The organism is Pseudoflavonifractor hominis, assembly GCF_014288125.1.
In the GTDB taxonomy this organism is placed as follows: domain Bacteria; phylum Bacillota; class Clostridia; order Oscillospirales; family Oscillospiraceae; genus Pseudoflavonifractor_A; species Pseudoflavonifractor_A gallinarum.
Genome location: NZ_JACOPR010000002.1, coordinates 295,981 through 322,743 on the forward strand (window position 1 = coordinate 295,981; position 26,763 = coordinate 322,743).

Annotated in this window: 23 protein-coding genes; 10 read left to right on the forward strand and 13 right to left on the reverse strand. The window is 60.5% G+C overall.

Annotated elements, in window-relative coordinates; all coding sequences use genetic code 11:
* Positions 1-11 precede the first annotated feature (11 nt).
* The 3 genes from H8S34_RS04240 (at position 12) to H8S34_RS04250 (ending at position 2,854) form a co-directional block, all read left to right on the forward strand.
* Complete coding sequence (locus H8S34_RS04240; protein ID WP_186963129.1) at positions 12-1,532, forward strand: Mur ligase family protein; 1,521 nt, start codon at positions 12-14, stop codon at positions 1,530-1,532.
* Positions 1,519-2,358 carry an epoxyqueuosine reductase gene (locus H8S34_RS04245; RefSeq protein WP_101692378.1) on the forward strand — a complete coding sequence of 280 codons (840 nt, stop codon included), beginning with the start codon at positions 1,519-1,521 and terminating at the stop codon, positions 2,356-2,358. Before H8S34_RS04240 ends, H8S34_RS04245 begins: the two co-directional genes overlap by 14 nt.
* 67 nt (positions 2,359-2,425) lie before the next feature.
* The gene (locus tag H8S34_RS04250) at positions 2,426-2,854 is read left to right on the forward strand and encodes a CBS domain-containing protein (RefSeq protein WP_101692379.1); all 429 of its coding nucleotides are present in this window, start codon (positions 2,426-2,428) and stop codon (positions 2,852-2,854) included.
* A 12-nt stretch (positions 2,855-2,866) separates the two neighbouring features.
* On the opposite strand, the gene H8S34_RS04255 is transcribed toward H8S34_RS04250, so the two are convergent.
* Positions 2,867-3,907 carry a M42 family metallopeptidase gene (locus tag H8S34_RS04255; RefSeq protein ID WP_186963130.1) on the reverse strand — a complete coding sequence of 347 codons (1,041 nt, stop codon included), beginning with the start codon at positions 3,905-3,907 and terminating at the stop codon, positions 2,867-2,869.
* A gap of 85 nt (positions 3,908-3,992) precedes the next feature.
* Between H8S34_RS04255 and ybaK the strand changes: the two genes are divergently transcribed.
* A complete protein-coding gene (ybaK, locus tag H8S34_RS04260; RefSeq protein ID WP_186963131.1) occupies positions 3,993-4,469 on the forward strand; it encodes a Cys-tRNA(Pro) deacylase in 477 nt (158 codons plus the stop codon).
* Positions 4,470-4,614: 145 nt separating this feature from the next.
* On the forward strand, positions 4,615-6,771 hold the full coding sequence (locus tag H8S34_RS04265) for a YcdB/YcdC domain-containing protein (protein WP_186963132.1): 2,157 nt from the start codon (positions 4,615-4,617) through the stop codon (positions 6,769-6,771).
* Between the two features lie 79 nt (positions 6,772-6,850).
* Here the strand turns inward: H8S34_RS04265 and H8S34_RS04270 are convergent, their stop codons facing one another.
* Positions 6,851-7,795, reverse strand: a complete 945-nt coding sequence (locus H8S34_RS04270; RefSeq protein WP_186963133.1) for a putative ABC transporter permease — start codon at positions 7,793-7,795, stop codon at positions 6,851-6,853.
* A gap of 172 nt (positions 7,796-7,967) precedes the next feature.
* Between H8S34_RS04270 and H8S34_RS04275 the strand changes: the two genes are divergently transcribed.
* The 3 genes from H8S34_RS04275 (at position 7,968) to H8S34_RS04285 (ending at position 10,757) form a co-directional block, all read left to right on the forward strand.
* Positions 7,968-8,762, forward strand: a complete 795-nt coding sequence (locus tag H8S34_RS04275) for a DUF4358 domain-containing protein (protein WP_186963134.1) — start codon at positions 7,968-7,970, stop codon at positions 8,760-8,762.
* Between the two features lie 146 nt (positions 8,763-8,908).
* Positions 8,909-9,394, forward strand: a complete 486-nt coding sequence (locus H8S34_RS04280) for a MarR family winged helix-turn-helix transcriptional regulator (protein ID WP_101692385.1) — start codon at positions 8,909-8,911, stop codon at positions 9,392-9,394.
* Positions 9,375-10,757 (forward strand): MATE family efflux transporter, encoded by a 1,383-nt coding sequence (locus tag H8S34_RS04285; protein WP_186963135.1) that lies wholly within the window; start codon positions 9,375-9,377, stop codon positions 10,755-10,757. The genes H8S34_RS04280 and H8S34_RS04285 overlap by 20 nt, the downstream gene beginning before the upstream one ends.
* Before the next feature lie 61 nt (positions 10,758-10,818).
* On the opposite strand, the gene H8S34_RS04290 is transcribed toward H8S34_RS04285, so the two are convergent.
* Positions 10,819-12,603: an ABC-F family ATP-binding cassette domain-containing protein gene (locus H8S34_RS04290; RefSeq protein WP_186963136.1), complete on the reverse strand. Its 1,785-nt coding sequence runs from the start codon at positions 12,601-12,603 to the stop codon at positions 10,819-10,821.
* A gap of 83 nt (positions 12,604-12,686) precedes the next feature.
* A complete protein-coding gene (locus H8S34_RS04295; RefSeq protein ID WP_186963137.1) occupies positions 12,687-13,547 on the reverse strand; it encodes a LysR family transcriptional regulator in 861 nt (286 codons plus the stop codon).
* Positions 13,548-13,656: 109 nt separating this feature from the next.
* Between H8S34_RS04295 and H8S34_RS04300 the strand changes: the two genes are divergently transcribed.
* Positions 13,657-14,688, forward strand: coding sequence for a YeiH family protein (locus H8S34_RS04300; protein ID WP_186963138.1), 1,032 nt, complete (start codon positions 13,657-13,659; stop codon positions 14,686-14,688).
* 56 nt (positions 14,689-14,744) lie between these two features.
* Here the strand turns inward: H8S34_RS04300 and H8S34_RS04305 are convergent, their stop codons facing one another.
* Entirely contained in the window at positions 14,745-15,113 is a 369-nt protein-coding gene (locus H8S34_RS04305) for a hypothetical protein (protein ID WP_243207906.1), read from the reverse strand.
* 212 nt (positions 15,114-15,325) lie between these two features.
* On the opposite strand from H8S34_RS04305, the gene H8S34_RS04310 reads away from it, so the two are divergent.
* A complete protein-coding gene (locus H8S34_RS04310; RefSeq protein WP_101692391.1) occupies positions 15,326-15,811 on the forward strand; it encodes a deoxycytidylate deaminase in 486 nt (161 codons plus the stop codon).
* A gap of 58 nt (positions 15,812-15,869) precedes the next feature.
* Here the strand turns inward: H8S34_RS04310 and H8S34_RS04315 are convergent, their stop codons facing one another.
* The 8 genes from H8S34_RS04315 to dpaL all read right to left on the reverse strand — a co-directional run bounded on the left by H8S34_RS04315 (position 15,870) and on the right by dpaL (position 26,514).
* Positions 15,870-17,207, reverse strand: coding sequence for a uracil-xanthine permease family protein (locus H8S34_RS04315; protein WP_186963139.1), 1,338 nt, complete (start codon positions 17,205-17,207; stop codon positions 15,870-15,872).
* Positions 17,208-17,414: 207 nt separating this feature from the next.
* Complete coding sequence (locus H8S34_RS04320; RefSeq protein ID WP_186963140.1) at positions 17,415-18,755, reverse strand: uracil-xanthine permease family protein; 1,341 nt, start codon at positions 18,753-18,755, stop codon at positions 17,415-17,417.
* Positions 18,756-18,900: 145 nt separating this feature from the next.
* Positions 18,901-20,310 (reverse strand): uracil-xanthine permease family protein, encoded by a 1,410-nt coding sequence (locus H8S34_RS04325; RefSeq protein WP_101692394.1) that lies wholly within the window; start codon positions 20,308-20,310, stop codon positions 18,901-18,903.
* Between the two features lie 354 nt (positions 20,311-20,664).
* Entirely contained in the window at positions 20,665-21,039 is a 375-nt protein-coding gene (locus H8S34_RS04330; protein ID WP_186963141.1) for a Rid family detoxifying hydrolase, read from the reverse strand.
* Positions 21,040-21,134: 95 nt separating this feature from the next.
* The gene (gene arcC, locus H8S34_RS04335) at positions 21,135-22,076 is read right to left on the reverse strand and encodes a carbamate kinase (RefSeq protein WP_101692396.1); all 942 of its coding nucleotides are present in this window, start codon (positions 22,074-22,076) and stop codon (positions 21,135-21,137) included.
* Positions 22,077-22,375: 299 nt separating this feature from the next.
* A complete protein-coding gene (gene ygeW / locus H8S34_RS04340; RefSeq protein WP_101692397.1) occupies positions 22,376-23,575 on the reverse strand; it encodes a knotted carbamoyltransferase YgeW in 1,200 nt (399 codons plus the stop codon).
* Positions 23,576-23,720: 145 nt separating this feature from the next.
* Positions 23,721-25,133, reverse strand: coding sequence for a YgeY family selenium metabolism-linked hydrolase (locus H8S34_RS04345; protein WP_101692398.1), 1,413 nt, complete (start codon positions 25,131-25,133; stop codon positions 23,721-23,723).
* A 127-nt stretch (positions 25,134-25,260) separates the two neighbouring features.
* On the reverse strand, positions 25,261-26,514 hold the full coding sequence (gene dpaL / locus H8S34_RS04350; RefSeq protein WP_101692667.1) for a diaminopropionate ammonia-lyase: 1,254 nt from the start codon (positions 26,512-26,514) through the stop codon (positions 25,261-25,263).
* Between the last annotated feature and the right edge of the window lie 249 nt (positions 26,515-26,763).

Below are 26,763 nucleotides of genomic sequence, written 5' to 3' on the forward strand. Positions count from 1 at the left end.
TGGTGACCGATATGCAACGACCCCGCCTTCCGCTGGGCGATTACTATCAGCTTCTTCTTCAGCACGGCCTGCTGGCCGGCGACGCGCCTCTTCCCACCGTTCTGGAGCGCACGGTGGAACTGGTCTCCTGCGACTCCCAGAAAGTGATTCCAGGCACTCTCTTTCTCTGCAAGGGCGCGGCTTTTAAGGGACAATATCTGGCCGACGCCATACAGCGCGGGGCCTTTGCCTATGTGAGCGAGCGCCCCTATGAGGAGGGGGGAGACGTCCCCTGCATTCTGGTCCGGGACATCCGCACCGCCATGGGCCTGCTGGCCGACCACTCCCACGGCCATCCCTCCGGCCGCCTTACCATCACCGGGATTACCGGTACCAAGGGCAAGACCACCACGGCCTACTATATCAAATCCATTGTGGACGCCTGGCGAACCGGTCAGGGCCTGCGGGAGAGTGCCATCCTCTCCACCATCGTCACCGACGACGGGCTGGAGCGCCGTCCCGCCAAGCTCACCACTCCGGAGCCTCTGGATCTCCAGCGGCACCTCCTCAACGCGGTGACCGCCGGGAGTGAGTATGTGACCATGGAGTTCTCCAGCCAGGCCCTCAAATACGGCCGGGTCATCGGGGTGGATCTGGCCTGCGCGGTGTTCCTCAACATCGGCGAGGACCACATCTCCCCGGTGGAGCACCCCGATTGGGCGGACTATTTTGCCTCCAAGCTCCTCATCTTCCGGCAGGCCCGTACCGCCTGCATAAACCTGGACTGTGACCACGCCGCGGACGTGCGGGAGGCCGCCTCGGTCTGTCAGCGGGTGGTGACCTTCTCCCAGCACTCCGCTGACGCCGACGTCTATGCCAGCGACGTGCGCAAGGTGGGCCACACCATCCGCTTCCATGTGCGCACCCCCCGGTATGAGGGGGAGCTCACCCTGGGCATGCCCGGCCTTTTCAATGTGGAGAACGCTCTGGCCGCCGTGGCGGTGGCCGAGGCCTACGACATCCCCATGGAGGCGGTGGAGCAGGGCCTCCGCCAGGCCGCCGTGCCCGGCCGGATGGAGCACTATGTCTCGGCAGACGGGCAGGTCTCGGTCATCGTGGACTATGCCCACAACGGCATGAGTCTGGAGTACCTCCTCCGCTCCGCCCGGACCGAGTATCCGGGGCGGGAGCTCACCGTCCTCTTCGGCTGCACCGGCGGCAAAGGCATCGACCGCCGGGAGGGCATGGGGACGGCCGCCGGAGCCCTGGCCGACCGCATCCTCCTTACCGAGGACGATCCCGGCCCCGAGGAGGTCACCGACATCTGCGCCGACATCCAGCGCTATCTCACCCCCTTCGGCAAGGTAGGGGAGGTCATCCCCGACCGGGAGGAGGCCATCTCCCGGGCCATCCTGAACTGCCATACTCCGGCGGTGGTGGTCCTGGCCGGAAAGGGCTGCGAGCACCTGCAAAAGCGGCGCAACGGTCCGGAACCCTGCGTCCCGGACGGCCTGCTGGCCCAGCAGGTGCTGGACCGCTATGACCGGGGCTGAGCTGAGCGCCGCCTTTGCGGCGGCCGGTGCGGCGGGCTGGGGCCATGTGGCCTATGAGCGGCTGCTCCCCGCCATGAGCCGGGAGGCGCGGGACCGGGCAGAAAACCTGTGTCCCGGCGCTCAAAGCGTTCTGGTGGCCGCCTTCCCGTACTACGCCGGGCGGACGCCGGGCAATCTCTCCCTCTACGCCCGGGGGCGGGATTACCACCTGGTGATTACCGAGGCACTGACCACAATTTGTCATATGCTGGAGGAAAAATACGAATCGTATCGTTTTGTGCCCGGTGCGGACAACTCCCCCCTCCCGGAGCGGGAGGCCGCCCGCCTGGCTGGGCTGGGCATAATCGGGCGGCACGGCCTGGTGATCCTGCCCCCCTACGGCAGCTGGATCTTCCTGGGCACCATCCTCACCGATCTGGACCTTGCCCTCCCGCCCGCTTTGCCCAGCGGGGGGTGTATGGCGTGCGGCAAATGCCTCTCTGCCTGTCCCGGCGGCGCGCTGCGGGGAGATTCCTTTGATCCGGAGCGCTGCCTCTCCCACCTCACCCAGAAAAAGGGAGAGCTTCCGCCGGAACAGGAAGCCCTGGTGGCCGCCCACCCGCTCATCTGGGGATGCGATGTATGCCAGCTGGTCTGCCCCCACAACGCCGGAGCCGTGGAGACCCCGCTCGCCCCTTTCCGGGAGGATCGGCTCGATTCTCTCACCAGCGAGGCGGTGGAAGGCCTCACCAACCGGCAGTTCCGGGAGGCCTACGGAGAACGGGCCTTTGCCTGGCGGGGCCCGGCCGTCCTGCGGCGCAATTTAGCCCTGCAAAAAAAGAAGTGACAAACGCATAACCGCCGCCTGTTCTGGCGATACTCAGGTATCAAACACCAGAAAAGGCGGCGGTTTTATGTTGGTACGTGATTTGATGAATCCCCATGTGGTCTCCATCACCCCCGTGGAGAGCGCGGCCCTGGCGGCCCGGCTGCTCTCCCGGTATGATCTGGGGGCCCTGCCGGTGTGTCAGAACGACGGACGGCTCAAGGGCATGGTGACCGACCGGGACCTGGTCCTCCGGTGCCTGGCCCCCGGCGAGAATCCGGAGCGCCTGCCGGTGGGGGACATCATGACCCGCTCCTGCGCCTGGGTCAGTCCCAATGCCGACGTGCGGGAGGCCGCATCGGTCATGGCAGCGGCCCAGGTGCGGCGGCTGCCGGTGGTGGAGGACCGCCGGGTGGTGGGCATGGTCTCCCTGGGCGACCTGGCACGTAGCCGCACCTGCGATATGGAGGCGGGGGCGGCTCTGGCCAACATCTCCCAGGGCGTGCGCCGGGTATAGGGGTGCGGGCCGTTACTGGCAGTCCAGGTAGCGCTCCACCAGGGCCATGGTTCCCAGCATGGCCTCCAGATGAGTGCGCTCCATGCCGTGGGAGGCCTGCACTCCGGGACCGATCAGGGCGGCAGGGGCATCCAGGCCGGACTTCCAGGCCACCGCCACATCGGAGGAGTAGTGGGGGTAGACGTCCAGCACGGCAGGAATGCCGTTCTCTTTGGCCAAAGAGACCAGGCGGCTCACCATCCCGTAATCAAAGGGACCGGAGCTGTCGGCGGCGCAGATGGAGACATGGTACTCGTCGCAGTTCAGGTCGGCCCCCACGCAGCCCATATCCACGGCCAGCAGCTCCTCCAGATCGAGGGAGAAGGTGGCCCCGCCGTGGCCCAGCTCCTCATAGACGGTAAAGGTCACCTCCACATTGCAGCGGGGGCGCTTGCCGCTCTCCTTCATCCAGCGCAGCAGGGTGAGCAGGATGGACACGCTCCCCTTGTCGTCGATGAAGCGGGATTTGAGGAAGCCGCTGTCGGTAAAGACCGTCTTGGGATCGTAGCAGATATAGTCCCCCACCTCGATGCCCAGGGCGCGCACATCCTCGGCAGAGTGCACCTTCTCATCCACCCGGACGTACATATTCTGCTCGTCCTGGGGCCGGGTGCGGGCGTCGTCAAAGACGTGGGCCGCCGGGGAGAGGGAGAGAATGGTGCCGGTGTAGATCCGCCCGTCCCGGGTGTAGATCTTGCAGTACTCCCCGTGGAGAGAGGGAAGCACCGCGCCCCCCACCTTGGTGAACATCAGCTCTCCGGCGGGGGTAATGGCGCGCACCATCAGGCCCAGGGTGTCCACATGGGCGCAGATCCCGACGGTACGGGTCTGGTCCCGGCCCTCCACCAGGATGGTGAGGTTTCCCTTCTTGCTCCGGCGGGTCTCATATCCCATGGCCCGGGCCATCTGCTCGGCGGTCTCTACCGCCCGGGCGGTGAACCCGGTGGGGCTGTCCACCCCCAGGATGGCATGGGCGGTCTCCTTCAGACAGGGGATCATATGCTGAAAATCCATTTGAAACGTCTCCTTGCTTGTGGTATGGTAAAAAGCAGTTCCAGCATACCTCTATTCCAACGAAAAAGCAAGGAAGCGATCCATCATGGCAGAAGAAAAGACCAATGTCATGCGCCTTCTGGACCAGAAGAAGGTGCCCTATACCCCGCACCACTACGCCTCTCCTGACGGCGCGGTGGACGGCGTCACCGTGGCTGGGCTCATCGGCCGCGCCCCCGAACAGGTATTCAAGACCCTGGTGACCTGCGCCCCCTCCGGCGCCCACTATGTCTTTGTGGTCCCCGTCCTCCGGGAGCTGGACCTCAAGGCCGCGGCCAAGGCGGTGGGGGAGAAGTCCATCGCCATGCTCCGGCAGGCGGAGCTTCTCCCGCTTACGGGCTATGTGCACGGCGGCTGCTCTCCCCTGGGGATGAAAAAGCAGTTTCGCACCGTGCTGGATGCGAGCGCCCAAAACCTGGAGACCATGGTGGTGAGCGCCGGGAAGATCGGCGCGCAGGTGGAGCTCCCGCCCGCGGAGCTGGCCCGGCTGGCCCGGGCCCAGTTCGCCCCCGTGGCAAAATAGCATACCACCGCCTAAAGTCCCGGACCTGTCGTCCGGGACTTTTTCATAATTTGGAACTCTTTGGGTTTCTTTTTGTCTATCTCTATGATAGCATGGAGGTGAAAACCCCTGCAAAAACGGCAGACAACGGAAAAAGGAGGTACTTATGAAAAAGCTGCTCTCTCTGCTGCTCTGTGCCGCACTGCTGACCGGAGCTGCCCTGCCCGCGCTGGCGGCGGAGGACTCTGCCGACGCCCAGCTGGCCCGGGTGACCCAGGCCGTCAAGTCCACACTGGATCTGGACACGGAATGCTACACATCCTTCCACGGGGAACGGCAGGAACAGGCCCTCGCCACCCTCTGGTCCCTCTACTGGGAGGGGGAGGAGGGCTCTCTCGCCGTCAGCGCCCTGGAGGACGGCACCATTGTGGAGTACCGGCTGGACACCCCGGAAGCAGAGCCCCTCTCTCAGAATTCCCTGCCCGCCTTTCCCGCCGGAAATCCGGCAGAGGCCCGTGCCTCCGCCCAGGCCTTCCTGGACCGGGTGCTGGACCCCACGTCGGAGTCAGTCACGCTGGAGGACCCGGCCGCCCCGGACCGGTTGGACAGCGATTCCTACCGCTTTTCCGGCTCGGTCCTCCTCCACGACCTGCCTTCTCCGCTGCACTACTCTCTGACCGTCCGGGCGGAGGACAGTACGGTCACGCGCTTCTACCGGGATGTGCCTGAGACCCTCTTCCTGGGCAATGTGCCCTCTCCCGTCTCCCGGACCGATCTGGACAAAGCAAGCCAGGCCCTCCATGATACCCTGGAACTGCGTCTGGAATATGTGCGCCTCGAGGAAGAGGACTCCGCCGCTACACTGGTCTACCTGCCCGAGTCCAGCCACCGCTTCTACGTAGACGCCCAGACCGGCCGGCTCACCGATCTCACGGAGCTGGAGCGGGATATGTCTACCGCCGGCGGCGGCAGCAACGGCGATGCCGCCGCCCCGGAGGCCGCTCCGGACAAGGGGCTCTCCGAGGCCGAACAGGAGGGCATCCGCAAGCTGGAGGGGGTTCTCTCCTCCGACGCGCTGGACCAGAAGCTGCGCTCTGTTCCCGCCTATGGTCTGGATCGCTATGAGCTGGTCTCCGCCGTCTTTTCCCTGGAGGAAGCACCGGAGAACCCGGAAAAGCCCGCGGTCCGCTGTGTCCTCCGGTACAGCCGCTCTGCCGACGCGGGCGTCTACTCCCGCACCTTTGTGGTCGACGCCCGTACCGGCGCGGTGCAGTCTCTCTTCTCCTCCCGCCCCTGGGCGGAAGAGCCCAGCCCCGCCCTCTCTCAGGAACAGGCCCTCCGCCGGGCCGAGGCCTTCCTGGCCGAGTTCTGCGGGGAGCAGGCCGACCATCTGGCCCTCTACCAGCCGGAGGAGGCCGGGGAGGAGGCACAAGCTGTCTACTCCTTCCAGTTTGCCCGTCAGGAAAATGGATACTTCTTCCCGGAACACTTCTACTCCCTGGAGATCGACGGAGAGGACGGCTCGGTGTGCGGCCTGTCCTTCTGCTATGACGAGGGGGTCACCTTCCCGCTTCCCGAGGATCTCTGCACGATGGAGGAGGCCCTGGCCATCTGGGCGGAGACCTATCCGGTGACCCTGGGCTATCTGCTGGTGCCCCAGACGCTGGATCCGTCTGACCCCGCCGCCCTGCGCCTGTCCCAGATGGGGTGGACCTCCTACTACACCCTGCGCCTGGGCTATACCATGGACCAGGAGGAGGCCTATCAGGGTGTCCATGCCGGGACCGGCGAGCTCATCCGCTTCGACTACACCAGTTCGAGCGACACCCTCACCTATGACGATCTGGATGGCCACTGGGCCCGCGCCAGCATTGAGCGTCTGGCCCCGTACCGAGTGGGGTACGAGGGCGGTTCCTTCCACCCGTCCCAGACTCTGACCCAGTGGGATCTGGTCTGTCTCCTGTTCAGTCTCCGCTATCGTCCCCTGGACCCGGCAAATGCCACCCCGGAAGAGCGGGACACCGCCTATTCCGCCGCCTACGAGCTGGGATTCCTCACCCGGGATCAGCGTTCCGAGGAAGCTATCCTCACCCGCGCCGACCTCATCCGCTGTCTGCTGGACGGCGCCGGATACGGTCCCGTGGCCCGTCTGGAGGGGATCTTTACCTGCTCCTATCCTGACCGCGCCGCCATCCCTGCCGCCGATCTGGGCTATGCCGCCCTGGCCCAGGGCCTGGGTCTGGTGAGCGGTCCCTGGTCCGGGACCCGGAATGCTACCCGGGGCGAGGCTGCCGCTCTTCTCTGCCGCCTGATGGAGCGTTGATCTCACAAAATGACACAGCAAATGCGCCCGGCCCCTCGTCTGCGGGACCGGGCACATTTTATAAGTACGTATATTTCTCCTATGTATCCTCTTCGTCCTTTTTCCGCATGCCGCGGGCCCGTCTGCGCAGCTCCTCCAGAGCGGCGGCATACCGGGTGGAGGTCATATGGGGGAAGGCCCGCAGCAGACGCCGCTGGCCAAAGCCATAGGTGGAGAGCAGTTCCTCGTTGGCGGCCTTGAGCTCGGCCAGCGCGGCCTCCCGCCGTTTGAGAGCGGCCTCCCGGGCGATACGCCGGGCGGTCTGCTCCGCCTCCCGGGCCGCCAGACGCTCCGTGAGGTCCTCCCGAAGATCGGCACCCCGCTCAGCCAGGTCATCCCGCAGGTCATTCAGGTCCTCTTTCAGGTCGGCTCCCCGCTCGGAGAGGGAAAGGGTGGCGTCCGCCAGGTTCTCGCCCAGCTCGTTGGAGGCCGCCTTGATCCGGGCCGCCATCTCCTCCAGCTGACGCAGACGCTTGTTCAGGCCAATCATGGAGGCCACCGTGGCGGACAGATCCACCGCCGTCAGCACAAGGAACAGCACCAGAAGCACCAGCCCCACCGGACGGGGGATGTGCCGCGCCATCCCCATCACCGCCGGGTGGATCATATCCATGATGATCAGGCAGGCAAAGCCCCACAGCAGAGAGAAAAGGGGGCAGATATAGCCGTTGAGATTAAAGGGTTGGTCGGAGTAATCCCACCACTTTTGATGAAAGAGCTTTTCCAGCACAAACCCGGTCACCCACTCCAGCGCGCTGCACAGCACCACCGAGCAGAGGAAGAGCAGCAAAAAGCGCTCCCGCACCGGGGCCAGCAGGGAGGTCACCAACACCACGCCAAAGCCGTAGATCGGGCAGAGGGGGCCGTTGAGAAATCCGCGGTTGACAAATTTCCCGGTTCGCAGGGCCGCATAGCACACCTCACTGCACCACCCCAGAAAGGCGTACACAAAAAAATACCATAGAATCGGATAGATTTCCCGCATCACAATCTCCTTCTTTTGACTGGGGGGACTGGCCCCCTGCTTTCAAAACCTGATAAAATTATTTTAACATATTTTTGCAGCGAACAGGGAACTTTTTTGTCCCGCCCCCGTCTAACCTTGCGACCAACTTTTCCGGCCCCTCTGCCGGAGGACACAAAGGAGATATAACGGTATGAAACAGCTCGGCACATTTGCTCTGGCCGCCGCCCTGACTGGCAGCCTTCTCACTCCCGCCCTGGCCGCAGGCTATGCGACCTCCATCACGGTCAACGGTACCGCGCTGGACACCTCCGCGCTTCCCGAGGCCCAGGGGCTTCCGCTCCGGCTGGTGGCTGAGGCCGATCACGGCTCCGCCTCCTGGTTCGCCGAGGAGAACTCCAGCTCCTTCTATTTCAGCAAGCACCGGGTGGAGGTCTCCTTCCAGGACGGCTCCATTACCGTGGACGACAACCTGGTGGAGGATGCCGTGGCGCAGGTCGTGGACGGTGTGACCTTTGTCCCCACCACCGTGCTGGACGGTCTGGACGGCATCACGCTGGAGGAGACCGAGGCCGGTGTGAGCATCACCACCCCCAACAACTCCCCCCTGGTCAAGCTGGCCTATGAAGTGGCCGATGCCGGCGGAGTTGGCTACGGCATGGCCGTGGACGCCGAGAGCCTGGACACCTATGGCATCCACAGCGACAGCTTCACGGAGGCGGCCGGCTTCTTCCCCATGATCACCTCCCCCGACACCATCATCATCGGCAAGTTGGCCGAGGGTAAGGAGGAGCAGGCCAGGGCGGATCTGGAGGCCTATCGCCAGCAGCAGGAGGACACCTTCTCCTGGTATCTCTCCCAGAACCTCCCCAAGGTGCAGGACGCCCGCACGGTGGTGAAGGACGGCTATTTCCTCTTTGTAATCGCCGAGAACGCCGATGAGGCTGTGGCCGCCTTTGAGAGCGGACTGGCTGGCCTGGAGGGCTGATTCTCTCCAATTCCCTTTGCAGACTCTATCCTGCAACCTCCCACGCAACTGCGTGGGAGGTTTTTTTGCCTACTATTTGCTTGCGCAAGCAAATAGTTTTTGCTATAATAAGCCTGCCAAAACAGGGAGAAGGGGGGTGAACCGGGATGAAACTGATCAAATGGCTCTCAATTTCCGACCGGCACACCAAGATGTACCTGGACCGCTCGCTGGCTCCGCTGGGGTTAAACAGCAGCCAGCATATGTACGTCGTGAAAATCTGCGAGATGCCGGGGGTCACACAAGATCAATTCATGCACTTTTTTTATGTCCACCCCAGCAATGTGACCCGGGCTCTTTCCGCGTTGGAAAAGGCCGGCTTTCTCCGGAGGGAGTCCAACCCGGAAGACAAGCGCACCTGCCGGCTCTTTCCCACCCAGCGGGCCCTGGATGCCCGCCCCCAGATCCTCTCTCTGGTACGCCAGTGGCAGGAGCAGGTCATGGAGCCCTTTTCCCCGGAGGAGCGGGAGATCTTTCTGACCCTCCTCCAGCGTGTGGGGGAGCGGTCCGTCTCCCTCGCCGGGGCCGACTATGCCCTGGCCCCCATCAGTCTGATCGGAAAGGAAGAGGAATATGGAGAATCATCTCAGTAATCCACTGGGGTATGAGCCGCTGCCCAAACTGCTGCGCAGCTTCGCCGTCCCCAGCGTCATCGCCATGCTGGTCAGCTCTCTGTACAACATTGTGGACCAGATCTTCATTGGGCAGGGTGTGGGCTATCTGGGCAATGCGGCCACCAATGTGGCCTATCCCCTGACCACCATCTGTCTGGCCATCGCCCTGCTCATCGGCATCGGAAGTGCCTCCCGCTTTTCTCTCTCCCTGGGCGCAGGGGAGCCGGAGCAGGCCGCCCGGGTGGTGGGCAACGCCATCGCCATGATGGCGGTCCTGGGCATCCTCTATGCGCTGCTGGTAGAGCTCTTTCTGCACCCGCTTCTCCTGGCCTTCGGTGCCACGCCCGATGTCATGCCCTATGCCATCGAGTATACCCGGATCACGGCTCTGGGCATGCCCCTGCTCATCGTGACCAATGCCATGAGCAACCTGGCCCGGGCCGACGGCAGTCCCAAATACTCCATGACCTGTATGCTGGTGGGCGCGGTTATCAACACGATCCTGGACCCTATCTTCATTTTCGTGTTTCACCAGGGGGTGGCCGGCGCCGCCCTGGCCACGGTCATTGGTCAGTTCTTCTCCTTCCTGTTGGCTGTGCGCTATGCCTTCCGCTTCCAGCACATTAACCTGCGGCGGGAACACCTGCGCCTGAGCCTGAGTGAGAGCCTTCAGACCGCTTCTCTCGGCATGAGCAGCAGCCTCAACCAGGTGGCAATCACCTTTGTACAGATCGTCATCAACAACTCTCTGACCCACTACGGCGCCAGCTCGATCTATGGCACCGACATCCCCCTGGCCGCCTGCGGCATCGTGATGAAGACCAACGCCATCCTGCTGGCTGTCGTCATCGGGATCTCCCAGGGCTCCCAGCCCATCATTGGATTCAACTACGGCGCCAAGCAGTACGACCGGGTCCGTGGAATCTATCGCCTGGCCATCGGATGCAATCTGGTGGTCTCCCTGGTCGGCTTCCTTCTCTTCCAGTTCTGTCCCCGTCAGATCATCTCTATCTTTGGCAGCGGCAACGCGCTCTATTTTGAGTTTGCCGTCCGGTTTATGCGTATTTTCCTCTTTATGGTGCTGGTCAACGGGGTACAGATGCTCTCCTCCAACTTCTTCTCGGCCATTGGAAAGCCGGTCAAGGGCCTGGTCCTCTCCATGACCCGGCAGGTCCTTTTCCTGATTCCGCTGCTGCTCCTTCTGCCCATCCTGATGGGCGGGATCGACGGCATTCTCTTTGCCGGACCGGTGGCCGACACGATGGCTTTTCTCACCACGGTATGTCTGGTCTCCCGGGAAATGAAGCGCATCCGGGGACTGGAAGCCCAAAATGCCGGATAAATCGCTCCAACTGTAATAAAAATGCGGGCAGCCTCTTCAGGCTGCCCGCGTTTTTTGTGCCCTACTGGGCGGCGATGCGCTCGGCCAGATCGTTGAGATAGACCCAGCGCTCCATCTTTTCCTCCAGCGCGCTCTCCAGCTGACTCTGCTCCTCCTGGAGCCGCTGCAGGGCCACATAGTCGCTGCCGCATGCGCTCTGCTGGGCCTGATTGTCGGCCAGCTGCTCCTCCAGCGCTGCGATGTCTGCATCGATGGTCTCGTACTCCCGCTGCTCCTTGTAGCTGAACTTCAGCTTCTTGGGCGCGGAGGGCCGGGACTCTTCCTTTTTGGGGGCCGGTTTCTCGGCCTTCTTCTCCGCCCGGCGCCGCTCGGCCAGGGCCGCCAGATAGTCGGTGTAGCCTCCGGCATAGGGGGTGACCCGGCCGTCCCCCTCCACCACGAAGATGCGGCGGGCCACCTTGTCCAGGAAATAGCGGTCGTGGGAGACCGCCACCACCGCCCCCGGGAAGGTCTCCAGATAGTCCTCCAGAATGGTGAGGGTCTCGATGTCCAGGTCGTTGGTGGGCTCGTCCAGCAGCAGGATATTGGGAGCGGAGGCCAGGATAGAGAGGAGGAAGAGCCGCCGCTTCTCCCCGCCGGAGAGCTTATCGATGGGGCTCCACTGGACATCGGCGGGGAAGAGGAACTGCTCCAGCAACTGGCTGGCCGTGATGACGCCGTCCACCGTCTCAATGCGCTCCCCGATCTCCTTCACATAGTCGATGACCCGGGTCTCGCCGTCCATGGGCGGGTTTTCCTGGGAAAAGTAGCCAATCTTTACCGTCTCACCCACGATGACTTCCCCCTGGTCAGGCGAGAGGCGCCCGGCGATCAGATTGAGCAGAGTGGACTTGCCGCTGCCGTTGACCCCCACGATGCCGATCCGGTCATCCCGCAGGAGCATGCAGTCAAAGTCCCGCAGCACCTGCCGCCCCTCAAAGGACTTGGAGACCCCCCGGAGCTCCACCGTCTTTTTCCCCAGGCGGCTGGCCACCGAGGAGAGCTCCAGCCCGGCCCGCTCGGTGGGGCCGCTCTGATTTTTCAGGGCCTCGTAGCGCTCCAGACGCTCCCGGCTCTTGGTGCCCCGGGCGGTGGGGCCCTGCATGACCCACTGGTACTCCCGCCGGAGGATGGACTGCCGCTTGCGCTCACTGGCCCGGGCCGACTCCTCTCGCTCCGCCTTCCGGCGGAGGAAGTCCTCATAGCTGCCCTCGTAGAAGTAGAGCTTTCCCCCGTCCACCTCGGCCATGCGGTTGGTGACCCGCTCCAGGAAGTAGCGGTCATGGGTGATCATCACCAGCCCGCCGGCAAAGCGCTGGAGCCACTCCTCCAGCCAAGTGACCATTTCGCTGTCCAGGTGGTTGGTGGGCTCGTCCAGGATGAGCACGTCACAGGGCCGGGCCAGAGCGGCCGCCAGGGCCACCCGCTTGCGCTGCCCGCCCGAGAGCTCCTCCACCCGCTGCTCAAAGCGGGTGATCCCCAACCGGGTCAGGATGGTCTTGGCCTCGTACTCCGCCAGGGCACGGGCATCGGTGGAGAGGCCCAGCAGCACCTGCTCCAGCACCGTGGTCCCCGGGGCAAATTCCGGATTCTGGGGGAGATACTCCAGGCGCACATTGGGGAAGCGGGTGACACAGCCGGTCTCAGGCTCCTCCGCCCCGGCCAGAATGCGCAGCAGGGTGGACTTGCCCGCGCCGTTGACGCCGATGACGCCCACACGCTCCCCGGGCTCCAGATAGAAGGACACCCGGTCCAGCAGGACCCGGGTCCCATAGGTCTTCGTAATGGATTCTGCGGATAACAGCATACAAACGCTCCTTTGCTCGGTGCATCACAAAAGGTCACACCAGTATACATGAACGGGAGAAAAAAGACAACTGCTCTGGGGCCTTACGCCATCCAGTCCTCCCACTCCCCGGCAAAGAGATTGTCCCGCAGCCAGACAAAGTGGAAGGCCCCGCTCAGGGCCTGCCCGGCCAGATCAAAGCGGGCCAGCTTGCCGGCGGCCAGCTCCCGCTCCACCACCGGGGCATAGAGGAAGGAGACCCCCAGGTTTTCCACCACAAGGGCCTTGATGGTGGAAAAGTCGCTGATCTCCACCACGCCGGAAAAGCTGCGCAGGGTACAGTGGTTCTGCCGCAGGGCGGCCTCCAAAATGGCCCGAGTACCCGACCCCGCCTCCCGGACCAGGAGGCGCTCGCCCAGGACCTCCGCTAAGGGGACCGTCCGACCCGCCAGGGGATGCTCGGGCGCACACACGCCGAAAAAAGACTCCCTCCGGTAGAGACGCACGGCATACCGCTCCCGGTCAAAAAAGCCCTCCACCAGCGCGAAGTCCAGCCGCCCCTCCTCCAGTGCCCGCAGCAGAGCGCGGGTATTCTCCACCGTCAGGGAGACCGTCCCTTCCGGATGGCGGCGCAGAAAGCGGCTGATGAGCGGGGCAATGACAAACTCTCCGATGGTCTTGGTGGCACCCACCCGCAGGACCCGGGGGGCTGGAACGGCCATGGCCTGCTCCATCTTCCGGCTGTTGTAGGCCAGGGAACGGGCCATCTCCCGCAGGCGCACGCCCGCCTCCGTGAGGCGCAGGGTCTTTCCCTCATAGGAGAAGAGCCGGCAGCCATAGTGCTCCTCCAGCGCGCGGATCTGATGGGTGACCGCCGGCTGGGTCACGCACAGCCGCTGGGCCGCCCGGGTATAGTGCATGGTCTCGCACAGGACCAGGAAGGTATGGAGTTTGGGATCCAGCATACAATCACCCATTACAGAAAATTATGGAAAGATAAAAAATCATCATTTTATTTTATCGTCAGGCCGTACTATAATCAAGGGGAAAACGAAAACAAAGGGGCGTTCTGATATGAACTTTGTCAAACAGAAAGGACCTGGCCTGCTGCTCTGTCTGGTTATCGCGCTGCCCTCCTGGTGGCTGGGCAAGCTTTTTCCGGTCATTGGCGGACCGGTCTTCGCCATTCTCTGCGGCATGATCATCACTCTGCTGCTGACCGATAAGACCTGGTTCCAGCCGGGCATCGCCTACACCTCCAAAAAGATCCTGCAATATGCGGTCATCCTGCTGGGCTTTGGCCTCAATCTCTCGGAGATCGCCAAGGTAGGGGCAAAATCCCTGCCCATCATCTGCTCCACCATCGCCACCTCCCTCATCATCTCCTTTGTGCTCTATAAGCTGCTGAAGATGCCCGCCAACATTTCCACCCTGGTTGGGGTGGGCTCCTCCATCTGCGGCGGCTCCGCCATCGCGGCCACCGCTCCGGTCATCGGAGCCAACGATGAGGAGATCGCCCAGGCCATCTCGGTAATCTTCCTCTTCAACGTACTGGCCGCCCTGCTCTTTCCCACCTTTGGCGGGGCCATTGGCCTGAGCAACGAGGGCTTCGGCCTTTTTGCGGGGACCGCCATCAACGACACCTCCTCGGTCACCGCTGCCGCATCCACCTGGGATACCCTCCACGGCACCAACGGCGCGGTGCTGGAGTACGCCACCATCGTCAAGCTCACCCGCACCCTGGCCATCATCCCCATCACACTGGCCCTCGCCTTCTGGCGGACCTGGCAGGTCAAGCGGGGCAGCAACACCTCCAGCGGCACCTTTGATCTGAAGAAGATTTTCCCCTTCTTCATCCTCTTCTTTGTGCTGGCCTCGGTCATTACGACTCTCTCCACCTCCTGCGGTGTGCCCTCCGCCTTCTTCCAGCCCTTCAAGGAGCTGTCCAAGTTCTTCATCATCCTGGCCATGGCCGCCATCGGTCTGAACACCAATATCGTCAAGTTGGTGCGCACCGGCGGCAAGCCCATCTTTATGGGTGTGTGCTGCTGGGCCGGTATCACGGGTGTGAGCCTGGGCATGCAGCATCTGCTGGGCCTGCTGTAATCCCGGACATAAGACAAGGCGCGTCCCCGATCGGGGACGCGCCTTGCAGCGTTCACTCAGCTTTTTTCCTCAAAGCTCACGCCGCAGTTGCGGCAATTGACCGTGATCTTTCCTTTTCCTCTGGGGACCCGCAGATATTGTCCGCAATTGGGGCACTTGAAATAGCGGTGTTCCTTATCCCGCGAGATGGTCCGGCGCATTTTACACCAACGGATGGCCGGTCCAGCCAGGGTAAGAAAGCGGGCGTTTTCCGCCCGGCGCTTGGCATACTGCCGGGAGAAGATGCGGTAAAAGGACCAGAACAGCACCGCAAGCGCCAGCCAGGACAAGAGCTCCAGATGGGGCAGTCCGGACAGAACTACCAGGAGCACATAGACCGCCAGAAGAAACCAGGAGAGTTGATCGCCGCCATATCGCCCATACATGAATCTCCGAAGCCAGTTCATATGTGCGGTCGTCTCCTTTGCTGTGAAGTATGGGGACGCAGATGCGTCCCCGAATTATTTTCTGTTCTAATGATACTGCCTGACCCCCCAATCGTCAAGAAATCAAACGTAAACAATATGTGAATTGTGCTTGCGTGGGGCGGACAAAACCGCTATACTAAAAAAAATAGGTCCCTCGGGAGGGAATTATCATGGCACGTATTGACAAAGAAAACTATTACCTGGACATTGCGGAGACTGTACTGGAGCGCTCCACCTGTTTACGCCGCTGTTACGGCGCCATCATCGTCAAAAATGATGAGATTGTCTCCACCGGGTACAACGGCGCCCCCCGTGGACGGCGCAACTGCGGGGATCTGGGCTACTGCACCCGGGAGGCCATGAATATCCCCTCGGGCGAGCGGTATGAGCTGTGCCGCTCGGTCCACGCGGAGGCCAATGCCATCATCTCTGCCGCCCGCAGCCAGTCCATCGGCGCCACGCTCTATCTGGCCGGCCGGGACGCCAAGACGGGAGAGCTGCTCTCCGATGCCACCTCCTGCTCCATGTGCCGGCGCCTCATCATCAACGCCGGGATCGACCGGGTAGTGATCCGCCGCACGAAAGAGGACTACTCCGTGGTCCACGTGGAGGACTGGATCCGGGAAGACGATTCTCTTCCCAGCTCTGTAAAGTAACAGATCAGAAAGGCGCGCACCTGATAAAACAGGTGCGCGCCTTTTTTCATGCAGACAATTATACGCTCTTGCTCTCCTGCACCGGAGCATCCTTGGGAAGCGCCAGGTTGAGGATGATGGCCATGATGGCGGTGACTACCACGGGGCTGCTGCCGAATACGGTGGTGACCCACTGGGGGAAGCCCTGGAGGCAGTCCTGCACCTGCGTGATGCCCACGCCCAGTGCCACAGACAGACCGACTACCGTGCTGCTGCGCATGGTGAAGTTCTCAGAGGTGATCATGCGCATACCGGTCATGGTGATCATAGCAAATACAGACACCGTCGCGCCGCCGATGACGCTCTGGGGAATGGTGGTAAGCAGAGAGGAGAACTTGGGAACAAAACCCGCAATCGTCAGAATAATGGCGGCAAAGGCAAACACGGCCCGGTTGATGACCCGGTTGACCGTCACAATACCCACGTTCTGGCTGTAAGTGGCCGCAGGCAGGCCGCCGAACAGCGCGCCTACGATGCTGACGATACCCTGGGCAATGATGCCGCCCTGAAGCTCCTTGTCGGTGGGCATACGGTCCATACCACCCATGGTGGTGGAGGAGAGATCTCCGATGGTCTGCACCGCGTTGACCACATACACGATACCCAGGGAGATAATGGCGCTCACATTAAAGGAAATATCAAAGTGCAGAGGCATGGGAACCTGGAAGAAGCCCGCCTCGCTCACCGCGTCAAAGCTCACCATGCCCAGGAAGAAGGCCAGCACATAGCCGACGATCATGCCCCAGAGAATGGCGCCCAGCTTGAGCACACCCTTGGAGAAGTTGTTGAGGATGACCACCACCAGGAAGGTCACAATGGCCACCAGCCAATTCTTCATGGAACCAAAGCCCTCGGTGCCTGCGCCGCCGGCCATATACTTGATGGCCGTGGGGTACAGGGAAAGGCCAATGGTAAAGATGACCGTACCGGTCACCAGCGACGGGAAAAAGACCCGGATCTGCTTGACAAAAATGCCAAACAGGATGGCAATGATACCGCCAAAGATTTCCGCACCCAAAATGGTGGGCAGATCAAATTGCCCGCCAATGGCCAGCAGTGTGGGGACATAGGCAAAGCTGATGCCCATAACCACCGGAAGGCGCGCGCCGATGCGCCCAAAAATGGGGAAAAGCTGGATCAGGGTCGCCAGCGCCGTCACCAGCAGAGAGACCTGGATCAACAGTGTTCGGTCCGATCCGGTAATGTTGCAGGTATTGGCCACCAGAATGGCCGGGGTCACGATTCCTACTACCGCGGCCACCACATGCTGAAGTCCCAGAGGGACCAATTGACCTGGAGCAGGTATGCCCTCATATTGGAATACGGACGCCCGCCCCTCACGGGAAGTCTGCTTCACCCAAATCACCTCATTAATTTTTTTTAGTTTTCATAAAATATTTTCTTTAATAAAATGATACCCCCATTCTTTTTCATTTTCAAGAAAAATATGTCCGGCAGATCATCAAATTATCCCCAATCTTTTTGTGCAAAAAAACAATATATCGCCCTGGTCAATCCAACCAGAGCGATATATTGACGGATTTTGTCCAAACTCAAGATAAAATCACTTTGTCTCAGGGTCAGGGTCCTTCGGCAGGATCAGGTTGAGGATCACAGCCACCACCGCGGCCCCCACAGGTGCAAAGGAGCCAAACACATTCTGCACCCACATGGGGAAGAGCTCCAGGCAGCCAGGGGCCATGGTCACACCGATCCCCAGGGCCGCCGCCAGTCCCACAATGGTGCGGTTGCGCATGGTGAAGGGGCCGGCAGAGACGATCATGTTGACGCCGGTCATGGCAATGATGGAGAACACCGAGATAGTGGCGCCGCCCAGAACGGCATTGGGAATGGTAGTGAGCACCGCCGAGAACTTGGGCACCAGTCCGGCCACACCCAGCACGACCGCTGCAAAGGCAAACACACTGCGGTTAATGACCTTATTCATGGTCACGATGCCCACGTTCTGGCTGTAAGAACAGGTGCTCAGTCCTCCAAACAGAGCGCCGATCACCGAGGTGACACCCTGGGAGATGATACCTCCCTGAAGCTCCTGATCAGTGGGCATGCGCTCCATACCGCCCATGGTAGTCGAACTGATATCTCCAATGGTCTGGAGGGAGTTAGCAATGTAGAGGATGGCCATGGCCAGGATCGCGGAGCCGTTAAACTCCAGGCCAAAGGATTTTACCGGCGTTGCCACGGCAAACCATCCGGCGCCGCCCACGCTGCTAAAGTCCACCATTCCCAGGAGCAGGGCAAGAAGATAACCTCCCACCAGGCCCCACAGCACGGCGCCCAGCTTCAGAAAGCCCTTTCCAAAATTTTGGAAGGCCAGCACCAGTGCAAAGGTAAAAATGGCCACGCCCCAGTTCTTGGGGGAGCTGAAATCCGGGGTACCTGCGCCGCCCGCCATGTATTTAATGGCCACGGGATAGAGGTTCATGCCCACCGCCAGAATAACGGTACCCGTCACCAGAGGCGGGAAGAGCTTCCGGATGGGCTTGATGCACAGTCCAAAGAGAATCGCCACCACGCCTGCAATGATCTGGGCCCCCAGGATCTCCGGCAGGGTAAAGGTCTTGCTCATCAGCGTGGGGATGGTAAACCCTACGCCCATAATGACCGGCAGGCCGGAGCCGATGTATTTGGTAACGGGGAAGAGCATCAAAATGGTGGAAAACGCGGTCATCAGAAGGGCCATCTGCACCAGCAGGGTGGTGGTGGCATCATCCAGTCCGCAGTTCTTGGACACCATCAGGGCCGGTCCCACCGTGCTGACCACAGCTGCCACCACATGCTGCATGCCCATGGGCAGTATTTTGGGGAGGGATGCTTTTGCCTTCCACTGGAACAGTGGATCTGCTGCCGCCACCGGTTTTGAGACACCTTGTGCTTTACTCATACTTGGTTACCTCCTAATTCCTCTTCTTCTGTATCCAATGTACGGGAGAGGTAACGCGATTCATACATCAGATCATAATACTATTTTCAGCGCGCCGTACTATACCATGAAACAAACCCAAATGTAACGGCTCGAATGGTCCTTTTTATTTGGCGGAGACTTCCTTACTCTTTAGCGCCTCCATCTGCTTTTCCTCTCGCTCGCGCTGTTCCTGCTCGTCATCCAGATCTTCCTGGTTTTTGGGAAGGAGCAAATTCAGCGGGATGGCAATCAGTGCCGCGCCGACCGGTGCAAAGGATCCAAACACGGTATCAAACACCTCGGGCAGGCCGGACATACATCCGTCTACCTGGGTGATTCCGATGCTGACCGCTACCGAAAGCCCCACGATGGTAGCCTTTCGGTTGGTGAAGCGGCCGCTCCCGGTCACCATCCGTACGCCGGTCATGGTAATTACCGCAAACACCGAAATGACCGCGCCGCCCAGCACGCATTCCGGAACTGTGGTCAGTACAGAGGCAAATTTAGGCACCAGGCCGCAGAGCAGCAGTGCAAAGGCCGCAATGGCAAACACAACCCGGTTCACTACTTTGGTCACCGTTACGATACCCACACATTCACTGTACGAGCAGGTGGGCATCCCGCCAAAAAGAGCACCCACAATGGCCCCGACACTCTGAGCCAGGATTCCGCCCGAGAGCTCCCGGTCGGTGGGCATCCGGTCAAAGCCGCCCACGGTCAGAGAGCTCATGTCCCCGATGGTCTGGAGCGAGTTTGCCACAAAGAGAATCGCCATGGAAATGCAGGCAGTGGTATTAAAGCTGACTCCAAATTGCATCGGCCGCGGGAGGGAGAACCATCCGGCCTCTCCAATGGCAGAAAAGTTAACCAGCGGCGCTACACCAATTTCCGTCAAAATAACAGCTAAAATATAGCCGGCAATCAGTCCCCAGAGAACGGCTCCCAGACGGATGATTCCCTTGCCCCAGTTATCACAGATGACGACTACCAACAGGGTGAACAGGGTGACGATCCAGGCGGGCGCTGTTCCAAAATTATCCGTATAGCCACCGGCCATGTTCCGCATTGCAATGGGATACATGGACATACCAATGGTCATGACCACCGTGCCTGTCACAATGGTGGGGAAGAGCTTACGGATCGGTTTCAGGAAAACAGCAAACAGGGCTCCCGCGATTCCGCCTATGATCTGCGCCCCCATCATTTCTGCAAAGGTAAAGCGCTCAATCATCAGTGTGGGAAGAATGAAACTGATACCCATCACCAGGGGCAGGCCGGAACCAAATCCCCGGACAATGGGAAACAACTGGAGCAGAATCGCCACAGCGGTCATCAATAGGGATACCTGAACCAGCATGATTTTCTGATCTGCCGCCATATTGGCCGTATTGGCCACCAGAAGTGCGGGGGAAACGGTACTCACGATCGCGACCACTACATGCTGAAAGCCCAGTGGTATCGCCTTGTCCATGGGTGGAATCCCGTTTAGCTGAAACAGGGTCGAGGGGGACGTCTGTCGGGTATGCTGCTGCATAATAACACCTCATTTATTTTTTAGACGCGGTGGCACCGCGTCGGGGATTTTTAAAATCGGCGTGGGGGGTCTCAGCCTCTCCTCCTTCATTTCCCGTTTCTTTCGTGCTGGGTCTCAGCCTCTCCTCCTCTTTCTATTTACTTTTTCATCCGATGTATCCCCATAATCATCAGATGACTATATCACTATAACACATTGCACAATTCCCCGCAAGAAAAAACCATTGCTCATTGTCAAAAATTCTAACCTTCCATTTTGTGGATAATCACAATGGTAGTACCAGATCAGCGCATAAAAAAAGATCCCATTCCCGAGACGGGAATGGGATCCATTGTAAAACGTCAAGGATACCGCTTACTTTACCGCAATGGCCTCGATCTCAAAGAGGGCACCCTTGGGCAGATTCGCCACCTGATAGCAGGAGCGGGCGGGGGGATCGGTGTGGAACACGCCGGAGTAGATGGCGTTGATGGTAGCAAAATCGTTGATGTCGGCCAGGAAGACCGTGGTCTTCACCACATCAGCATAGCTCATGCCGGCCTCCTCCAGAATCGCACCCATGCTCTTCAGGGCCAGAGTGGCCTGCTCGGATACATCCTTGCCCAGGGTGCCGGTGGCCTTATCCACGCCCAGCTGGCCGGAGATGAAGAGCATGTTGCCCGCCTGCTTGGCGTGGCAGTAGGGGCCGGTCGCGGTAGGGGCGGCGGCAGCGGTAATGGTCTTGTTCATGGGAAAACCTCCATTCAGATGCGGGAGTTTCTCTCCCGGATAAAACTACGGAAGGGCCGGGGCGTGTTACGCCCCGGCCCGGTAAATACGGAAAATCAGCAGTGGATGCTGGTACCGGTCTTGCCGGCAACGCCGTCCTTGGCCTTCTCCAGCAGAGTGATGAGGGCAGTACGGCCGGGCTTGGACTGGGCAAACTGCAGAGCAGCCTGCACCTTGGGCAGCATGGAGCCGGGAGCAAACTCGCCGTCAGCGATGTACTTCTCAGCCTCAGCGGGGGTCAGCTCGTCCAGCCACTTCACATCGGGCTTGCCGAAATGGATGGCCACCTTCTCCACGGCGGTGAGGATGATCAGGCAGTCGGCGTCCAGCTGCTGAGCCAGCACGCAGGAGGCGAAGTCCTTGTCCACCACAGCGGCAGCGCCGTCCAGACGGTTGCCCTCACCGTGGAACACGGGGATGCCGCCGCCGCCGCAGGCAACGACCACATGGCCGGCGTCCACCAGGGCCTTGACGGTATCGATCTCGGCAATGGCCTGGGGCTTGGGAGAGGCCACCACACGGCGGTAGCCGCGGCCAGCGTCCTCCTTCACCACATAGCCGCGCTCGGCAGCCAGCTTCTCAGCCTCTTCCTTGGTCATGAAAGCGCCGATGGGCTTGGTGGGATTCTCGAAGGCGGGATCGTTCTTGTCCACGATGACCTGGGTCAGCACGGTGGCGCAGGGCTTGTTGATGCCCCGGTCCAGCAGCTCCTGCCGCAGGGCGTTCTGCAGATCGTATCCGATGTAGCCCTGGCTCATGGCCACGCACACGGACAGGGGGCAGGGGATGTACTTCTCGGGGTTGGAGCGGGTCAGCTCGGTCATGGCGTTCTGGATCATGCCCACCTGGGGACCGTTGCCGTGGGCAATAATGACTTCATGGCCCTCCTCGATCAGGTCGGCAATGGCCTTGGCGGTCTGCTGCACCGCGATCATCTGCTCGGGAAGGTTATTGCCCAGCGCGTTGCCGCCCAGGGCGATGACGATTTTTTTACCCATTAGTCGCACCTCATTTTTCCGTATTATTAAAATACGCAGTCTAATTTGATAAGGCTATCATAAAGCCAAAGTCTTCAGATGTCAAATGGTATTTCAGACAAAAATGTAAACTCTTCTAATTTCTTTTCTCTTTCCCGCCGCGCAGCACCCAGAAATTGGTTTGGCCCGCCCGACAAACCATGATTCGTCAAGCGGGCCTTGCCTTGCGCAAAGGGGTTATATAGCAGGCGTGAGGGCCGGAGGCGAAACCGGTCGCGCCATACTACTGAGAAAAACCGTGAGGTATCTCCAAAAAAGACTTACTTCTGGAACCAACGGGCCATGCCGCGCTCCTCCAGAGCCTTCAGAGTGGCCTGGGGATCCTTCACCTTGGCCAGGAAGATCATGGCGGCGATGATGTAGGGCTTGAAGGAAGCTTCCTTGTACAGGGGGTCACGATAGCGGTCGAACACGGAAGCCTCGACCTCGCCGTCCTTGCAGGAGACGTCGTTGATGTCGGCAGGCAGGCAGTGCATGTACAGAGCCTTGCCGTTCTTGGTGGTCTTCATGAGCTCCTCGGTGCAGCACCAATCCTTGTGGTTGGCGTTCTGAGCCAGCAGCTCCTTCTCCAGAGCCTTGATGCCCTCGCTGTCGCCCTCGGCGTACAGGTTGGTGCGCTTCTCCATGGCGGCAAAGGGAGCCCAGCTCTTGGGATACACGATGTCGGCATCCTTGAAGGCCTCGGCCATGGAGTGGGTCTTGGTGAAGGTACCGCCGCTCTTGGCAGCGTTGGCCTTGGCGACCTCCTCGACCTCGGGCATGACCTCATATCCCTCGGGATGGGCCAGGACAACGTCCATGCCGAAGCGGCTCATCAGGCCGATGATGCCCTGGGGCACGGAGAGGGGCTTGCCGTAGGAGGGGCTGTAAGCCCAGGTCATGGCGATCTTCTTGCCCTTCAGGTTCTCCACGCCGCCGAACTCATGGATGATGTGCAGCATGTCGGCCATGGCCTGAGTGGGGTGATCGATGTCGCACTGGAGGTTGACCAGAGTGGGCTTCTGCTCCAGGACGCCGTCCTTGTTGCCCTGGGTCACGGCCTCGACCACTTCCTTCTGATAGGTGTGGCCCTTGCCGATGTACATGTCGTCACGGATACCGATGACGTCGGCCATGAAGGAGATCATGTTGGCAGTCTCACGGACGGTCTCGCCATGGGCGATCTGGCTCTTGCCCTCGTCCAGATCCTGCACCTCGAGGCCCAGCAGGTTACAGGCGGAGGCGAAGGAGAAACGGGTACGGGTGGAGTTGTCGCGGAACAGGGAGATGCCCAGGCCGCTCTCAAAGATCTTGGTGGAAATGTTGTTCTCACGCATGTAGCGCAGGGCGTCGGCCACGGTGAAGACAGCCTCGATCTCGTCGTCGGTCTTGTCCCAGGTCAGGAAGAAGTCACCCTCGTACATCTCCTTGAAGTTGAGCTTGTTGAGCTTGTCAATATAAGCCTGCAGTTTGGCATCCATAATCTTGTTCTCCTTTATATTTGAGTTTTCAGTTCAGTTCTGTATGGACCGGAGGCGAATCGGGTCGTCACAGATTCAGATGGAACAGGGAGGAGGGGGCCGCCGGACCTTCCGGCGGTCCTCCGCCTGTATGCACAGGAAAAACTTACTTAATGTCGTTGTCGGTCAGGGTGGCGCGGAACTGGGTCACGTCGTCGGTCTTGTTCTCCTCCTTGTACAGGCCGGGCACGGCGGAGTACAGGGCGGCGCAGCGGACCAGATCGTCCTTCCAGGTGATCTCGTTGGGGGCATGAGCCTGGCTCTCAGCACCGGGGCCGAAGCCGACGCAGGGGATGCCGTAACGGCCCTGGATGGCCACGCCGTTGGTGGAGAAGGTCCACTTGTCGGTCAGAGGACGGCCCTCGCGCAGATGCATGGCATCGCGCTTGGGATCGGCGTCGGTGTGGCCCAGACGCTTGTCGCCGAACAGGCCGTGGTGAGCGTCCACCAGAGCCTGCACGTGGGCGGCAGTCTCCTTGTTGATCCAGGTGGGGAAGTAGCACTCGGTCTCATAGACCTCGCCGGTCCACGCGGGACGGTCGTACATGTACATGGAGACCTTCACATCATCGCCGTACTTCTTCACGCTGGGCAGCTGACGGATCTCCTCCAGGCAGGAATCCCAGGTCTCGCCGGCGGTCATGCGGCGGTCGATGGAGATGGCGCAGGAGTCAGCCACAGCGCAGCGGCTGGGAGAGGTGTAGAAGATCTGGGAGGTGGTGCAGGTGCCGCGGCCCAGGAAGCGGGCATCCTCATAGTGCTCGGGGTTGTACTTGGGGTTGAGCATCTTCACGAGGCCCTTGATCTCGGTGGAGTCGGCATCGTCATTCTCGTTGAGGGCGCGGACATCCTGAAGAATGTCGGCCATCTTGTAGATGGCGTTGTCGCCTCGCTCGGGAGCGGAGCCGTGGCAGGAAACGCCCTTCACGTCCACGCGGATCTCCATACGGCCGCGGTGACCGCGGTAGATGCCGCCGTCGGTGGGCTCAGTGGAGACCACAAACTCGACCTGCTCCTTCTTGATGCCGTTGGCGGGGAAGAACTTGTTGACGATGTACTGCCAGCACATGCCGTCGCAGTCCTCTTCCTGAACGGTGCCAACCACCATGATCTTGTATCCGGGAGGAATCAGGCCCAGATCCTTCATGATCTTGGCGCCGTAAGTGGCGGAAGCCATGCCGCCCTCCTGGTCGGAACCGCCGCGGCCGAAGATCACGGCGTCATCCTCGTAGCCCTTGTAGGGGTCGGCTTCCCAGTTGTTGATGTTGCCGATACCCACGGTGTCGATGTGGGAGTCAAAAGCGATGATCTTGTCGCCCTCGCCCATCCAGCCGATCACGTTGCCCAGGCCGTCGATCTCGACCTTATCGTAGCCCAGCTTTTCCATCTCGGCCTTGATGCACATGACGACTTCCTTCTCCTCGCAGCTCTCGCTGGGATGGGAAATCATGTCCCGCAGGAAGCGGCTCATGTCAGCGCGGTAGCTCTCGGCTGCGGCCTTGATCTTTTCAAAATCCATGACTAATCCTCCAAATTACATATATGACTTTTTTTGTAAACAATGGGTAAGCAATCCGGCGGCCCCGCGGCCACGGGGCCGCCGTTTGCTGAGAGACGTCTGTTCGCTTGTATCGCAGGAACCAGTCTTACTTGTTCAGTCGATAACCTTCGTACTCAGCCAGCGGCGTGCTGGTGGTGGGATATTCGCCGTCCCAGATGATGCGGCGGAACTTCTGAGGATCGGTGTTGCCCTCGGTGGAGATCATCAGCACCTGGCTGAAGCGGTCCAGGCCCAGATAATCCTTGAGGTCCTTGTAATCGGGGTTGTTCATGATGGCATCCAGGCAGCCCATGCCCACGGCGCCGGACTCGCCGGAGATGACCACGGGGTCGCCGTCGCAGGGAACGCCCAGCATACGCATGCCCTTGGCGCTGACCCAGTCGGGGCAGGAGGTAAAGACGCTGGAGTGGTTGCGCAGGATGTCCCAGCCGATGATGTTGGGCTCACCGCAGGCCAGGCCGGCCATGATGGTCTTCAGATCGCCGGTGACGATGCGGGGATTGCCGTCGCCCACCAGAGCGCCGCGGAACAGGCAGTCGGCCGCGGAAGTCTCCATGATGACCACCTTGGGAGGATCATTGGGGAAGAGGTTCTGGAAGAAGCCCTGCACCGCGCCGGCCAGAGAACCCACGCCCGCCTGCACGAACACGTGAGTGGGACGGTTCACACCGATCTGACGCAGCTGCTCGGCCGCCTCAGAAGCCATGGTGCCGTAGCCCTGCATGATCCAGGAGGGGATGTCCTCGTAGCCCTCCCAGGCGGTGTCCTGCACGATGACGCCGTTCTCGCACTCGTCGGCCTCAGCCGCAGCCATGCGCACGCAGTCGTCGTAGTTCACGTCCTCGATAGTGACCTTGGCGCCTTCCTTGGCAATGTTATTGTAACGAGCAATGGAGCTGCCCTTGGGCATATGGACAACAGCCTTCTGACCCAGCTTGTTGGCAGCCCACGCCACGCCGCGGCCATGGTTGCCGTCGGTGGCGGTGAAGAAGGTGGCCTGACCAAACTCCTTGCGCAGCTGCTCGCTAGTCAGGTAGTCATAGGTCATCTCGGACACGTCCTTGCCGGTCTTCTGCGCGATGTACCGGGCCATGGCAAAGGAGCCGCCCAGCACCTTAAAGGCGTTCAGGCCAAAGCGATAGGACTCATCCTTAACATAGATGCCGCCCAGGCCCATGTAGGTGGCCATTCGCTTCAGGTTGGCCAGAGGTGTCACGGAATACTGAGGGAAGCTGCTGTGAAACGCGCGGGCCTTGGCCACGTTCTCCAGGGACATGACTTCCAGCCACTTGTCGTCGCTCTTGGGCATCCGGTTGGGTACCCACTTAATCTGTTCCATCTCCATTTTACTTCATTCGCCTCCGTAAAAATTTGAGAGATTACCTCGCGGAATTTCTTCCGCTTTCCGCAACCATAATACCATATTATACTGATAAGTCAAGTGGTATCCTAAAAATTTTTTATTTTAACTAAAACTATTTTTGAATTTTGTTTATTTTACCTACAAGCCCAATATTGCCTTTCCAAAAAATTAGTGCTAAGCTATAAACAAGAAGGAAAATAAGCTTATTTTGAGATTGGAATGTGC

What these genes read in the sequence shown, in the direction of transcription:
- H8S34_RS04240 (WP_186963129.1), top strand. Translation starts at nt 12, where the DNA reads ATGCAACGACCCCGCCTTCCGCTGGGCGATTACTATCAGCTTCTTCTT.
- ybaK (WP_186963131.1), top strand. Translation starts at nt 3,993, where the DNA reads ATGGCAGAAGAAAAGACCAATGTCATGCGCCTTCTGGACCAGAAGAAG.
- H8S34_RS04305 (WP_243207906.1), bottom strand. Translation starts at nt 15,113, where the DNA reads ATGTATGGGCGATATGGCGGCGATCAACTCTCCTGGTTTCTTCTGGCG.
- H8S34_RS04285 (WP_186963135.1), top strand. Translation starts at nt 9,375, where the DNA reads ATGGAGAATCATCTCAGTAATCCACTGGGGTATGAGCCGCTGCCCAAA.
- H8S34_RS04345 (WP_101692398.1), bottom strand. Translation starts at nt 25,133, where the DNA reads ATGGATTTTGAAAAGATCAAGGCCGCAGCCGAGAGCTACCGCGCTGAC.
- H8S34_RS04280 (WP_101692385.1), top strand. Translation starts at nt 8,909, where the DNA reads ATGAAACTGATCAAATGGCTCTCAATTTCCGACCGGCACACCAAGATG.
- H8S34_RS04320 (WP_186963140.1), bottom strand. Translation starts at nt 18,755, where the DNA reads ATGAGTAAAGCACAAGGTGTCTCAAAACCGGTGGCGGCAGCAGATCCA.
- H8S34_RS04300 (WP_186963138.1), top strand. Translation starts at nt 13,657, where the DNA reads ATGAACTTTGTCAAACAGAAAGGACCTGGCCTGCTGCTCTGTCTGGTT.
- H8S34_RS04325 (WP_101692394.1), bottom strand. Translation starts at nt 20,310, where the DNA reads ATGCAGCAGCATACCCGACAGACGTCCCCCTCGACCCTGTTTCAGCTA.
- H8S34_RS04330 (WP_186963141.1), bottom strand. Translation starts at nt 21,039, where the DNA reads ATGAACAAGACCATTACCGCTGCCGCCGCCCCTACCGCGACCGGCCCC.
- H8S34_RS04270 (WP_186963133.1), bottom strand. Translation starts at nt 7,795, where the DNA reads ATGCGGGAAATCTATCCGATTCTATGGTATTTTTTTGTGTACGCCTTT.
- H8S34_RS04295 (WP_186963137.1), bottom strand. Translation starts at nt 13,547, where the DNA reads ATGCTGGATCCCAAACTCCATACCTTCCTGGTCCTGTGCGAGACCATG.
- H8S34_RS04275 (WP_186963134.1), top strand. Translation starts at nt 7,968, where the DNA reads ATGAAACAGCTCGGCACATTTGCTCTGGCCGCCGCCCTGACTGGCAGC.
- H8S34_RS04290 (WP_186963136.1), bottom strand. Translation starts at nt 12,603, where the DNA reads ATGCTGTTATCCGCAGAATCCATTACGAAGACCTATGGGACCCGGGTC.
- ygeW (WP_101692397.1), bottom strand. Translation starts at nt 23,575, where the DNA reads ATGGATGCCAAACTGCAGGCTTATATTGACAAGCTCAACAAGCTCAAC.
- H8S34_RS04255 (WP_186963130.1), bottom strand. Translation starts at nt 3,907, where the DNA reads ATGGATTTTCAGCATATGATCCCCTGTCTGAAGGAGACCGCCCATGCC.
- dpaL (WP_101692667.1), bottom strand. Translation starts at nt 26,514, where the DNA reads ATGGAACAGATTAAGTGGGTACCCAACCGGATGCCCAAGAGCGACGAC.
- H8S34_RS04310 (WP_101692391.1), top strand. Translation starts at nt 15,326, where the DNA reads ATGGCACGTATTGACAAAGAAAACTATTACCTGGACATTGCGGAGACT.
- H8S34_RS04250 (WP_101692379.1), top strand. Translation starts at nt 2,426, where the DNA reads ATGTTGGTACGTGATTTGATGAATCCCCATGTGGTCTCCATCACCCCC.
- H8S34_RS04265 (WP_186963132.1), top strand. Translation starts at nt 4,615, where the DNA reads ATGAAAAAGCTGCTCTCTCTGCTGCTCTGTGCCGCACTGCTGACCGGA.
- arcC (WP_101692396.1), bottom strand. Translation starts at nt 22,076, where the DNA reads ATGGGTAAAAAAATCGTCATCGCCCTGGGCGGCAACGCGCTGGGCAAT.
- H8S34_RS04245 (WP_101692378.1), top strand. Translation starts at nt 1,519, where the DNA reads ATGACCGGGGCTGAGCTGAGCGCCGCCTTTGCGGCGGCCGGTGCGGCG.